General features: G+C 35.8%; 12 protein-coding genes and 1 pseudogene. 6 read left to right on the forward strand and 7 right to left on the reverse strand.

Features of this window, described 5'->3' with window-relative positions; all coding sequences use genetic code 11:
- Nucleotides 1-644: 644 nt before the first annotated feature.
- Nucleotides 645-1,001: a hypothetical protein gene (locus RQ763_RS04665; protein WP_314151486.1), complete on the forward strand. Its 357-nt coding sequence runs from the start codon at nucleotides 645-647 to the stop codon at nucleotides 999-1,001.
- A gap of 7 nt (nucleotides 1,002-1,008) precedes the next feature.
- On the opposite strand, the gene RQ763_RS04670 is transcribed toward RQ763_RS04665, so the two are convergent.
- From RQ763_RS04670 to RQ763_RS04680, 3 genes are all read right to left on the reverse strand, one after another.
- Nucleotides 1,009-1,557 carry a tetratricopeptide repeat protein gene (locus tag RQ763_RS04670; RefSeq protein WP_314151487.1) on the reverse strand — a complete coding sequence of 183 codons (549 nt, stop codon included), beginning with the start codon at nucleotides 1,555-1,557 and terminating at the stop codon, nucleotides 1,009-1,011.
- 86 nt (nucleotides 1,558-1,643) lie between these two features.
- Nucleotides 1,644-2,444 (reverse strand): hypothetical protein, encoded by an 801-nt coding sequence (locus tag RQ763_RS04675; protein WP_314151488.1) that lies wholly within the window; start codon nucleotides 2,442-2,444, stop codon nucleotides 1,644-1,646.
- A gap of 34 nt (nucleotides 2,445-2,478) precedes the next feature.
- Complete coding sequence (locus RQ763_RS04680; protein ID WP_314151489.1) at nucleotides 2,479-2,769, reverse strand: hypothetical protein; 291 nt, start codon at nucleotides 2,767-2,769, stop codon at nucleotides 2,479-2,481.
- A 96-nt stretch (nucleotides 2,770-2,865) separates the two neighbouring features.
- On the opposite strand from RQ763_RS04680, the gene RQ763_RS04685 reads away from it, so the two are divergent.
- The gene (locus tag RQ763_RS04685; RefSeq protein ID WP_314151490.1) at nucleotides 2,866-3,114 is read left to right on the forward strand and encodes a helix-turn-helix transcriptional regulator; all 249 of its coding nucleotides are present in this window, start codon (nucleotides 2,866-2,868) and stop codon (nucleotides 3,112-3,114) included.
- 241 nt (nucleotides 3,115-3,355) lie between these two features.
- Here the strand turns inward: RQ763_RS04685 and RQ763_RS04690 are convergent, their stop codons facing one another.
- A complete protein-coding gene (locus tag RQ763_RS04690) occupies nucleotides 3,356-5,227 on the reverse strand; it encodes a hypothetical protein (RefSeq protein ID WP_314151491.1) in 1,872 nt (623 codons plus the stop codon).
- A gap of 216 nt (nucleotides 5,228-5,443) precedes the next feature.
- Nucleotides 5,444-6,565, reverse strand: coding sequence for a site-specific integrase (locus RQ763_RS04695; protein ID WP_314151493.1), 1,122 nt, complete (start codon nucleotides 6,563-6,565; stop codon nucleotides 5,444-5,446).
- A gap of 204 nt (nucleotides 6,566-6,769) precedes the next feature.
- Here RQ763_RS04695 and RQ763_RS04700 point away from each other — a divergent pair.
- A pseudogene (locus RQ763_RS04700) lies at nucleotides 6,770-6,940 on the forward strand (3-deoxy-manno-octulosonate cytidylyltransferase); the annotation flags it as partial.
- 53 nt (nucleotides 6,941-6,993) lie between these two features.
- Here RQ763_RS04700 and RQ763_RS04705 read toward each other — a convergent pair.
- Nucleotides 6,994-7,536 (reverse strand): outer membrane beta-barrel protein, encoded by a 543-nt coding sequence (locus RQ763_RS04705; RefSeq protein WP_314151494.1) that lies wholly within the window; start codon nucleotides 7,534-7,536, stop codon nucleotides 6,994-6,996.
- 94 nt (nucleotides 7,537-7,630) lie between these two features.
- Between RQ763_RS04705 and RQ763_RS04710 the strand changes: the two genes are divergently transcribed.
- Nucleotides 7,631-7,912 carry a helix-turn-helix domain-containing protein gene (locus RQ763_RS04710; protein ID WP_314151495.1) on the forward strand — a complete coding sequence of 94 codons (282 nt, stop codon included), beginning with the start codon at nucleotides 7,631-7,633 and terminating at the stop codon, nucleotides 7,910-7,912.
- 44 nt (nucleotides 7,913-7,956) lie between these two features.
- Here RQ763_RS04710 and rpsO read toward each other — a convergent pair whose 3' ends face one another.
- The gene (rpsO, locus tag RQ763_RS04715; RefSeq protein WP_314151496.1) at nucleotides 7,957-8,232 is read right to left on the reverse strand and encodes a 30S ribosomal protein S15; all 276 of its coding nucleotides are present in this window, start codon (nucleotides 8,230-8,232) and stop codon (nucleotides 7,957-7,959) included.
- Between the two features lie 136 nt (nucleotides 8,233-8,368).
- Between rpsO and RQ763_RS04720 the strand changes: the two genes are divergently transcribed.
- Together RQ763_RS04720 and flhA are read left to right on the forward strand one after the other, a co-directional pair.
- Nucleotides 8,369-8,770, forward strand: a complete 402-nt coding sequence (locus tag RQ763_RS04720) for an Rrf2 family transcriptional regulator (RefSeq protein WP_294932318.1) — start codon at nucleotides 8,369-8,371, stop codon at nucleotides 8,768-8,770.
- Nucleotides 8,771-8,774: 4 nt separating this feature from the next.
- Nucleotides 8,775-10,949 carry a flagellar biosynthesis protein FlhA gene (gene flhA, locus RQ763_RS04725; RefSeq protein ID WP_409932356.1) on the forward strand — a complete coding sequence of 725 codons (2,175 nt, stop codon included), beginning with the start codon at nucleotides 8,775-8,777 and terminating at the stop codon, nucleotides 10,947-10,949.
- The last annotated feature ends 93 nt before the right edge of the window (nucleotides 10,950-11,042 follow it).

The following is an 11,042-nucleotide window of genomic DNA, read 5'->3' on the forward strand; positions in this document are numbered from 1 at the left end:
CATGGTGAAGTGAAGAACGAACGGCACTTTATACACCCACAACACACAAGACTACATGTAACAAGAGATAAATAAAGTATAAAGCTGAAGATATAGAGTATGAGCCGTACCATGTAGGCGAATGTGGAACAAGACCGTGGCTTGTGGAACTATTGAAGCAGACCTTGGCTGCTGCAATAGCATGTAAATATTTTATTAGTAGGTGTTGTGTATGGTGTGGGGGGGGATATCTTTGTGTAGAGCCTGTGTGATATGTGTAACTATAGACATGCGGGAAAATTTGGAAATTTGGAAACCTTTATCCACTCATGTGGTAATTATGTAAGTGTTGAGGAAGTATTGAGTGGATGCAAGGGTATAAGTATTGAGACATTTGTATAATTCAAGCAACTAGCTTTTAGAAGAACATAATGAGTAAAATTGGTTAAAACAACAACAAATAAATAACAAATAATAATTGAACATATTTATTGTTAAGTGGCAATTGGATATTGTGTTAAATTACTGTATCAGCTAAATTTGACTTTACATGTAAGCATTTAAGTAGAAAGTGGAGATTCGCTCACTGAGGAGTAAGTTAGAGGAGTAAGTTTATGTTCTATTTTAACAATGCTATAATTTATCAAAACAAGAAAAGGTTCAAAATGAAAGCCATAAAAATTTTAATTGTTGTATCGTTTTTAAATTTATCACTTCAAGCGGCTTCGATGAAAGAAACGGCTCTTATAAGTTCTGCTGGAGGAGCAATATGTAAGGTGTATGCAGAGGAGATTGGAGGTGATGCTGAAGCATTTTCAGAAATGAATATTCTTGTATTGCAAATAGCTGAAAAGATGGGTTATACAAGTGATTTTCAATCATATCAAGCTGATGTTGCCACCTTGAGAAATATTCTACAAAAAAAACTTCTACAAATGCATGGAAGTAAATTAAATGTTTATAATAATTGGTGTATCAAATTATATAATGGATTCCAAGATGGTTTAGTTAAAGCACAATAAAAAAAATTTAATGGGATATTTTAAGTTCCGCATAAGATTCACATCCGAACTCATCTTTCATATCACACGCCATGCCATAATATTTTAATGCCAATTTTTTATTTTGTTTCACCCCAGTACCATACCGATACATATTCCCTAGAACGCTACACCCATCACCAATACCACCATCACACGCTTTAGTATAAAGCTCAACGGCTTTGAAGTAATCTTGTTTTACCCCAATGCCATTGGAATACATAACCCCAAGATTGCCACATCCAACAACCTCACCACCATCACACGCTTTAGTATAAAGCTCAACGGCTTTGAAGTTATCTTGTTTCACTCCAGTGCCATTGGAATACATAGCCCCAAGATTGTTACACGCAAGAGCACTACCACTATCACACGCTTTTTTTGCATCCCATACAGCTGCTGCTTTATCTATTGTTGCCATGATTGCATCTACACTAGCTTTAGCTTTAGCAGCTCTTTCTTTTTCATAATCAGTTTCTTGCGCTACAAGTAAACTACTACATCCTAGCAGCCATATCAATAAAAATTTATTTTTCATACTCTAACCCCTGATTTTTTTAATGCTCTTTTTTAAATAAAAACTAAAAAAATGCACAAAAGTGTGTGTGACACATATTTTTTTATTTATTTACCTATCAGATAACTTGCGATATCTTTACCTGCATAATCAAATACAAGTATATCTGCTCCAACAGAAAGCAAACCACCTTCCACAATAGCTAACCTCGTTATATAAGTATCTATGATTTCATTGTTTTTCTTAATTACTACTTTAACTTTTAATAAAGTAGAACCTTCTTTTGTAATAGCAAGCCATCTTTTTGCAGCATTGCCCTCTTGATATTCTTCAATAAACAATTCAATTGATTTATCAGCATTTTCAGTTACTAATTTATTACCAAGTTCACTTGTAACTGCATTTTTTAATAAGGCTAATGTATCATGTTTTGTATCTGATTTTGAGATATTAGAAATTTTAGTAATTTCTATTGATTTTGCTGATTCTTTTTCGTTTGATTTTTTATTAATTCTATTACCTAAAAAATCCAGTTCAAGTTTAATAATTTCTCCCGATTTAGTTGTAAAACATTGATATCTTATCGGCTTTTCATCCCATATAATTGGATCTACGATAAGAGGTAAACGGTTATATTCTAAACGTATACATTCTAATTGATTACCTTCCGTTAACCATGTTAATGTTCCACCATTTCCTATTTCACCAATTAATTTATCATTAGAATACAAATATGGATTTCTTCCTCCGCCAACTATAGAGCTAGTTCTTTCTATCTCAATAATGGATTTATCTATAGGGATAGGCTTACTTATATCTGGGATAGCAATGCTTTGTGTAGTACTGCTACACCCACTAAACAAAACTCCTGCAATTATTAACCCACTAAGTAAAATCTTATTTTTCATAAACGCTCTTTGTATTTTTTTTGCTCTAAATAATTTAATTCCCATAAATCCCGCCACCATACTGTCCCGTAGCTCCATCTCTTTGGCGGTCAATATTGGCACTATTATCGTACATATTGCTTCTCATATCCCTTTGTTGTGCATCAGTATCAGTGCTATATTTTAACCTGTCGTTGCCGTTATTCATATCATATTGATATGTTTGTCCAGAATTGCTCTTATAGCCAGAGTTACCGTTACCACTTCCATAATAATTATCTTGTGCTAATATTGATGATACGGATACCATGCCTATAATCACTAGGTATTTAATACAACTTTTCATTTCACATCCTTAAACTATTTGAAACACTATATATATGGTTGCATTAAAATCAGCTGAAATCATACAATTCAACAATATATAAGGTGTTAAAAAAGCATGTATGGACAGTTGGATATCGAAGCGGACGAATTACTCAATGTAATCTCATCCAATGTTGTTAGAATCAGAAAAGCCAAAGGGTATAGTCAGCTCAAATTGGCAACTGAAATGGGATACAGCAGTGCTTCTTATCTAGGCTCCATAGAAATCAGAAAAAATAATCAGCACTTTAACATCAGACAACTTTATAAAATTAGCAGAATTCTTGATGTACCGATAGTGAATTTTTTTGAACCACTAAATTAATAACGCTACTTATATACCATTGAGTCTAATAGAGTTAGACAAATTAGACACACCCTCTATGTAGAAGTTTATCTACACATGCAGAGAGTGTCTGTCTAACTTGCTGGATTTTTGCTTGTGTAAATGTCACAAAAAAAATTTCTTTTTTATATAATAAATGGTAGTAAAAATAAATCATATAAAACCACCTATAATGTGGAGTTTCAGAGGGTTTTTAAAAAAAGTTATCCTGTATAAGTTTTTAAGGATTCGCTTTAAAATACCAGCTATTTTTCACTGTATAAAGTGAAGTAATAATCACATATTCGGTTTTATTGCTTGTTTTTGCTTTAATTTTTACTGATTTTTTAGTTTTTGCATCTGTATAATATTTGTCAAAGATATACATCCGTTCTAATAGTTTTACACCCTCTGCTTTACTAGCCTTTACTCTATTGCGCATCTTCTTAAATTTATGGGTTATCTTAGATGCCTCCTGTTGGTCAGCTATATTCAATAATCTATCTTTTTTAGACTCTAGAACTACTTTGTCTCTGTAGGTATAGTTATTTTGACCATTAACATCCAATTTAAGATTAAGCTTATGCCATCCACACCTTTTAAAAGTATCCTCATCTACCATCTGCTGCACTATAATAGTGTCCGTGTATCTATAAAGTATATCATCCATTGTAAAGTCTCTGCAAGGCTCAACTTTACTGATTTTTTCTAGTTTTTCGATGATTCTTTTTTTGTCTACTTTTTCAATGTCCTTAGCATCTTTAATCTCTTCTATAAATTCGAGTACTTTCGCTTGCACATCTTCTACTGTCTCAAGTTTTAGCAACTTCTCTTTATAATCTGATATGTCAAGCTTAGTAAATTTTATAGCCTCGGTAGTCTTTAGCTTTGCATCAACATCGATTGTGGCATGTGGTAAAAAGCTATTAATTGAGAGCCTCATATACTCTCCACCTGTCATATAAAGCTCTATATTCTTCATCTCTTTCTCAAAAAGATAATTGCTGAGTACTGGATTGTTGAAGTATTTAGCTTGATGCACTTTTGCAGCCCATGACTCTACAGCTAGAGCTATAGCAGTTGTAGTGTTTTCATCATCTGATATAGCTTGTTTCTTAATAATATCCTCTACAAACTCTTTAGGCACTAGCTCTTCTCTAGCTTCTGGTCTATTCATGAGGTTAAAGTGCGTTTTTGCCATGATTACATACACTGCTGGAGTTTGGTTTCTTGGTCTTGCCATGTATTGGAGTATTCCTATGGCACCTTCTGAGTTGTTTACATTGTAGATTATAATCTTGTTGATAGTATTTTCAATGCTATAGCCTTGCCTAATTACCGATGTGGACATAATGACATTATACTCTTCAATCTCCTGCTCGCTTGGGAGTGGACTTCCTGAGCTAAGTGTCATTATCTTGATGCCTTCATACTGTTTCGTTAAGTGATTCTCAATTTGGTACATCTTATCTATTGAGTTGATAAATATTAAGGTTCGCTCTTTTGGTTCTACTTTTGGAAATACTCTGGTAAAGTAAACATGAGGGGCAAAGTCTTTCTTCTGGTAGACATTCATGTCAAATGTATGATTAAAGAGCGCAAAGCTTTCAACTCTCAGCGTGGCTGAGATGAGCTTGAGTTCTTTAAAGTTTATTGTTCGGTCTAAAAGTACCTTTGCTAGTTTTTGGTAGCGTTCATTATCGCTTGCAAAGAGCAGATGGGCTTCGTCGATGATTATGTTGAAGTTTGCAGCAGATGCACGACCATCTACCACATGACCATAAAACTTATCGTAGGTCATATAGTCGCATTTATTAGCATCTATTTGATTCCACGCAATTCTAAAAGTCTGCCCCTGCCCTTGGAGTTCTTCTGCTTTTTTTGTTGATACTAGTCCACCATTCTGGATGACCATAGCGTTTGAGGGCATAAGCATGAGAGTATTTGAACTATCTTTGTAAAAGTTGTTCTTGCCGCTACCTGTGGGGCTTATCTCAACTGTTGTGATTTGAGTGTCTGTGATTGGTCTAAATTGGGTGTTAAATTGAGTATCATACTCGATTAATTTGCTTTTTATGTTATCAAACGCAGTTGATATTAGTGATTCTTCCATCTCGCACTTCAGATCAATAAATTTAAGCAGACGAGTAGAAGTATCCAGTTTCAGTCATCATGAGCACTTAAAAGGTAGCAGAGACTAGGTACTGGATGAACCCTTTGCTGCTACTTTTTAAATCCTTTATCTATGCACATATTATAACTAAAAAGAGTATGAAAACCGTATTTTTTTGAATTACGGCATGGTTGTTGTCAGTTTGTAATGAAGTTTCTAAATATCCAACTTAGAAACTTCATCAGCACCGCTGTTTGGCAGTAGCTTTGCATAAACTTGAGTTTGCGATATTTGGGAATGATCCAGTAATTTCATAATCTGATACAGAGATGTATTTGCTTGAGCCAGCCATGAGCCAAAAGTATGGCGTAATGTGTGCAACACTACACGCTCCCTTCTATCAGTTACACCAACATTAAACATATCATTTAAGATAGGCTGCAACCTTTTACTTATTGTAGTTGCACAAAGAGGCTTATCTTTACCACCAATTAGATAGTGCTCGGCTGACAATGTAGCAACTGTTTCAAGCAAATACTCTCTTATTGCTGGGTGAATATACCCCTGATATATTCTGCCTACTTTATGATTATGGAGCAATATCGTTCCCTCTTTAAAGTTTATATCTTTCACTTTTATTGTCAACAAAGTACCTCTTCTTCCACCTGTAGTTACACCCAACATGACAAATAGCTTTAACTGCTGCGTTATGTGAGGTTTTGTGTTTATGTAAAATTCCGTGCGATGTTCCAAACGGTGCATTAAATTTGCATAGTCTTCTTTAGATAAAAAGCTTAGTCTGCTGTTATCAATCGAAAACCTTGATACAAGTTTAGGCGTAGCTGGAGAAGTTCCATTATAGCTTCCTATGCGAATGTGAAAATTATAAGTTTGATTAACTAAATCTATCATTCCATCTATGCTTCTGGGTGCTAATGGCTTTCCTGTTTTTACTGTATCTTCTTCTGCTAGTTTAGATTTTAGCTTTAGAAGCAATAAAGGTGTAATATCTCCAAGCCTGTAATGACCAATACTGTCTTTGAGATGCGTTTTATATCTGCTTCTACTATTGTAACAATCAGTTTTAAAAGATATGCTGTCCATATAGCTTTCAAAGGCATCACAAAACTTCAAAGATGTACGGTTTGATACTGATGCCACATTATTGCTTATACGCTTCTGACGCTCTTTATAGGCTTTGTTTACAGTCCATCCATCTTCATCTGAACCTAACTTTACTTTATACTGCTTATTGTTCAAACTGTACTTTATGTAAAAATTGGTACAGCCATTTTTCAATACCGTTGTAAACACTCCCTGTTTTGCCGTATTAGTCATACGAACACCTCCAAATAAAAGGTACAGTATAGGTACAGATTGAACTAAAATCAAGGTGCCTTTTGTCTATTCTTAAGCCGCAGAAGTAGTGTTTTAATATTGATGTATTATTAGATTTTATTATTTTATAGATACAGATTTTTAGTACAATTCTTGTTAAAAGAAGTCTAAACTCACAACCTGTAAAGTACCTATTTTATGGGTTTAAAAGAGTTTTGCGATCTTGATGATGCGCCTATTGAAGATATTGAAAAACTAGAACAGCTTCGTGCGATCTACCATCAAAAGAAGATAAGCATGGTTAAAGTAACAAGTACAGGTTTTGGAATAGATACCGAGGAAGATTTAAAAAGAGCAATAGAGATATTTTTGTAAATCATTTAAACTTTGCCATGCTTGAGAGAGCATGGCAACAGGAGAATTAAAAACTAAAATTTATAGTTTACGCCAACAAACCAGTTTGAAATAGGGTCAATTTCCAATTTTACATCAACACCACTTACAGTTATTGTATCTTCCATGTTTGACTTCATATAACGATAACCAGCTTCAACTGAAAAATTATCATTGATTGCATAGTTTACACCAGCTTGCGCACCGTACACAACTCCTGAAATATCTAATTCTGAATAACCATCAACTTCAGCCGAACCGTACCCAACATAACCACCAACAAACGGCTTAATATCGTTATCTCCGATTAGATAGTCATATCCGATTCCAAAATGATAACCATCTCCCCCATCAACATTGATATTTTGATAACTTATATATGCACGACTGTTTTTATCAAGATAGTTACCGAGCTTTAAAGTTAAAGACCCGCCGTCATCGCTCTCTTCTACACTAACACCGTTAGCTGAAGCCTTCATATCAAACTTAGTATTTCCTACATCTAGCCCAACATACATACCACTATCCGCAGCCATCAAACCACTTGCCAATAAAACAGCCAACGCTATTCTTTTCATTTTTTATCCTAATGTTGAATCTAACTAACCATAGTTAGTTGATGTTAGATTGTATTGATATTACACTTACATTAACTTTAACTATAGGTAGTTTATGCACAAAATAGCAAATCAAGAAGATATCGATACACTTTATCGAACTATTGGTGCAAATGTAATGCGTATAAGAAAGGAAAAAGGGATCACACAGCTTGATTTAGCTCTTGCAATCGGACTGAAATCAGTAGGGCTCATCTCTGTTGCAGAAATCTATCACAACAAAAAACATTTTAATTTAGAGCATTTATATAAAATTTCTTTGGCACTTAATGTAGTAATGAAAGATTTTTTTAATGGTGTTGATTACAATGTTAGTAAAGAAGAAATGGAAGAATAAAAATTAAATAGAAAAACGAAGCAAAAAAGCTTCGTTTAATTTATTTAGATATTGTCGCGAATACCTAAATCTGCTACAAGTTTAAGATAAGCATCTTTGTCTTTTCTTTTAAAGTATTTCATAAGACGGCGACGTTGTCCTACTAATTTTAAAAGACCGAGTCTTGATGCGTGATCTTTTTTGAACACTTTTAAGTGCTCAGTTAGTTCACTGATTCTCTCTGTTAATAGTGCAATTTGAACTTCACTTGAACCAGTGTCATTCTCTTTACGACCGTATTTTGCAACAATTTCTTGTTTTTTAGCCAAATCTAAAGCCATGATAGCCTCCAAAAGGTATATTAATCTAACAGTTATACAGATCAGTGTATAAAGTTGAAGTGAAATAGTATCTAATTTATTCTTTTATTTCAACTTCTTTTGATATAATTTACGAAAATTTAATTAAAGTAATAATATGCTAATAACCCGTGCTAGTGAGTATGCGATACTCTCCCTTATAGTTTTGGCGAAAGCCTCTGCTCCGGTGGACAGCGAAACACTTTCAAACCAACTCTCAATTCCAAAAAGTTTCTTAGCAAAAATCTTGCAGTCACTGGCAAAACATGGAATTTTAAAATCGTATAAAGGCGTCAACGGCGGTTTTGCGCTTGCGCGTGAGCCAAAAGATATAAGCATGTTGCAGATAATGTCCTCTGTTGAGGGCAAAGTTCCAACTGTTTTTGATTGCGCACCATCCCTTGAGAGCTGCCCGCTAGACAAAGGTTCTATGTGCTCGATATGGCCATTTTTAAATAAACTACAAGGTAAGATAGACTCTTTTTTAGCAGATTTAACTTTAGCAGACGTATTAGAGTAAAAACTTGGCAAAAAAATTAACAACTAGGCAGCAAATCGGCATTACCCTAAACTTCTTGCTTGGTCAAAAAGATTTAAGTGTAGTTGTTTTTGTAATGGCAATTTTAGCCATCATTATCGTTCCCCTGCCCTCCGGTTTGCTTGATGTTATGCTTACTATATCCATGGCACTTGCAGTACTGATTTTACTTATATCGCTCTATGTTCCAAAACCTACCGATTTAACAACTTTTCCGACACTTATCCTTATTCTTACACTTTTTAGGCTTGCTCTGAACATTGCTACAACAAGGATGATTTTAAGCCATGGTCATGAAGGACCCGATGCGGTAAGTAGCATCATTAATAGCTTTGGAAACTTTGTTGTTGGCGGAAACTATGTCATCGGTATCGTCGTCTTCTCAATCTTGGTTCTTATAAACTTTATGGTTATCACAAAAGGTTCAACAAGAGTTGCGGAAGTTGCTGCTCGTTTTACGCTTGACTCTATGCCCGGTAAACAGATGGCGGTTGATGCCGACCTAAACGCCGGGCTTATAGATGATGTGGAAGCAAAAAGAAGAAGAGCCGATATCCTTCAGGATGCAAATTTTTACGGGGCGATGGACGGTTCGAGTAAATTTGTAAAAGGCGATGCGGTTGCCGGTATTATCATTACTCTCATCAACATCATCGGCGGATTTCTTATAGGAGTTTTTCAACATGATATGAGCGTGGGCGATAGTGCCTCTGTTTTTACTCTTTTAACTATCGGGGATGGTCTTGTCGGACAGATTCCGGCACTTATCATCTCTACCGCCACCGGTATCATGATAACACGCTCTTCAGGAGAGGGAGACAACTTCGCAGACGGAGCTATTAACCAAATAATGGGCAATGCTAAAATCATGATGATTGTAGGTTTCATTATGATTCTTTTTGCTCTTGTTCCTGGTCTGCCAACAGCATCTATGGGATTTGTTGGAATTATGTTTGCACTTCTTGGCTGGTCTATCTATAAGTACGAAAAAGGCGAACTGACTATACTTGACGTTAACAATATATTATCAAAAACAAAGGAGCAAGAAGCCAAAGAGAAGGCTCGGCGTCCTGCAAAATCACACGAAGAGATAGCCAAAGATGAGGAGATTGCTCTAGAGGATATACTAAAGGTTGAAATGCTCGAACTTACTCTGGGATATCAGCTGATCCGTTTGGCAGACAGCGCTCAAGGAGGAGATCTCTTAGAGAGAATCCGCTCCATGAGAAGAAAGATAGCATCAGACTTTGGTTTTTTAATGCCTCAAGTGCGCATACGGGACAATCTTCACCTGCAACCGCAACAGTACCAAATACTGCTTAAGGGAATACCTATCGGTGAGGGCAAAATTATGCCTGACAAATTTTTGGCAATGGACAGCGGCATGGCAACCGGCGAGATAAAAGGAGAGCCAACAAAGGAGCCTGCCTTTGGACTTGAAGCTCTCTGGATTGCGCCTGAGTTAAAAGAAGATGCAATTATCAACGGCTATACGGTTGTAGACCCAGCTACGGTTATCTCTACCCACATGAGCGAGCTCATCAAGAAAAATGCCGAGGATCTCTTAACTCGTCAAGAGGTTCAAACACTAATCGACAAACTCAAAAGTGATTTCCCTATTATTGTGGATGATACTTTAAAGGTTGCTTCTATCGGACTTGTGCAGAGGGTTCTCAAAGCTCTTTTGCATGAGAAGATTCCTCTTAAAGATATGCTCACAATCCTTGAGACTATTGCGGATGTTGCCGAGTTTACCAAGAATGTAGACATCATTACCGAACAGGTTCGCGCAAAACTCTCGCGAATTATTACAAAAATATATTCCGGCGAAGATGGGGTAATAAGGCTTCTTACATTTGATACGGCGTCAGAGCAGCTGATGCTTGAGAAGTCTCAGGAGCGTGACGGTACGAGAAACCTTATGCTAAATGTGGGCGAAATAAATGCTCTTATTCAGGCAACAAGTGCGAAGGCGGCAGAGCTCCTTCAAAAAGGAGTATCTCCTGTCGTTGTTATTGTTGATCCTAAACTGCGCCGCGCAATTGCAGAGATATTTGAGAGATTTTCGCTTGACGTAGTAACACTCTCGCATGCAGAGATTGACTCAAGCGCTACTTTTGAAGTCATGGGCTCAATTTCAATAAAAGAACAGGATAAATAACTAATGTTACGCACTTTCATGAAGAGTGTGTAATATAAACCTTGTAATTCTCGAAAAACAAAGTTTTTCGTAGCTTTTAGGTATGCTAACCAA

This window comes from Sulfurimonas sp. (assembly GCF_032250635.1).
Classification (GTDB): Bacteria; Campylobacterota; Campylobacteria; order Campylobacterales; family Sulfurimonadaceae; genus Sulfurimonas.

What these genes read in the sequence shown, in the direction of transcription:
- RQ763_RS04670 (WP_314151487.1), bottom strand. Translation starts at nt 1,557, where the DNA reads ATGAAAAATAAATTTTTATTGATATGGCTGCTAGGATGTAGTAGTTTA.
- RQ763_RS04680 (WP_314151489.1), bottom strand. Translation starts at nt 2,769, where the DNA reads ATGAAAAGTTGTATTAAATACCTAGTGATTATAGGCATGGTATCCGTA.
- RQ763_RS04695 (WP_314151493.1), bottom strand. Translation starts at nt 6,565, where the DNA reads ATGACTAATACGGCAAAACAGGGAGTGTTTACAACGGTATTGAAAAAT.
- RQ763_RS04675 (WP_314151488.1), bottom strand. Translation starts at nt 2,444, where the DNA reads ATGAAAAATAAGATTTTACTTAGTGGGTTAATAATTGCAGGAGTTTTG.
- RQ763_RS04710 (WP_314151495.1), top strand. Translation starts at nt 7,631, where the DNA reads ATGCACAAAATAGCAAATCAAGAAGATATCGATACACTTTATCGAACT.
- rpsO (WP_314151496.1), bottom strand. Translation starts at nt 8,232, where the DNA reads ATGGCTTTAGATTTGGCTAAAAAACAAGAAATTGTTGCAAAATACGGT.
- RQ763_RS04720 (WP_294932318.1), top strand. Translation starts at nt 8,369, where the DNA reads ATGCTAATAACCCGTGCTAGTGAGTATGCGATACTCTCCCTTATAGTT.
- RQ763_RS04665 (WP_314151486.1), top strand. Translation starts at nt 645, where the DNA reads ATGAAAGCCATAAAAATTTTAATTGTTGTATCGTTTTTAAATTTATCA.
- RQ763_RS04705 (WP_314151494.1), bottom strand. Translation starts at nt 7,536, where the DNA reads ATGAAAAGAATAGCGTTGGCTGTTTTATTGGCAAGTGGTTTGATGGCT.
- RQ763_RS04690 (WP_314151491.1), bottom strand. Translation starts at nt 5,227, where the DNA reads ATGGAAGAATCACTAATATCAACTGCGTTTGATAACATAAAAAGCAAA.
- RQ763_RS04685 (WP_314151490.1), top strand. Translation starts at nt 2,866, where the DNA reads ATGTATGGACAGTTGGATATCGAAGCGGACGAATTACTCAATGTAATC.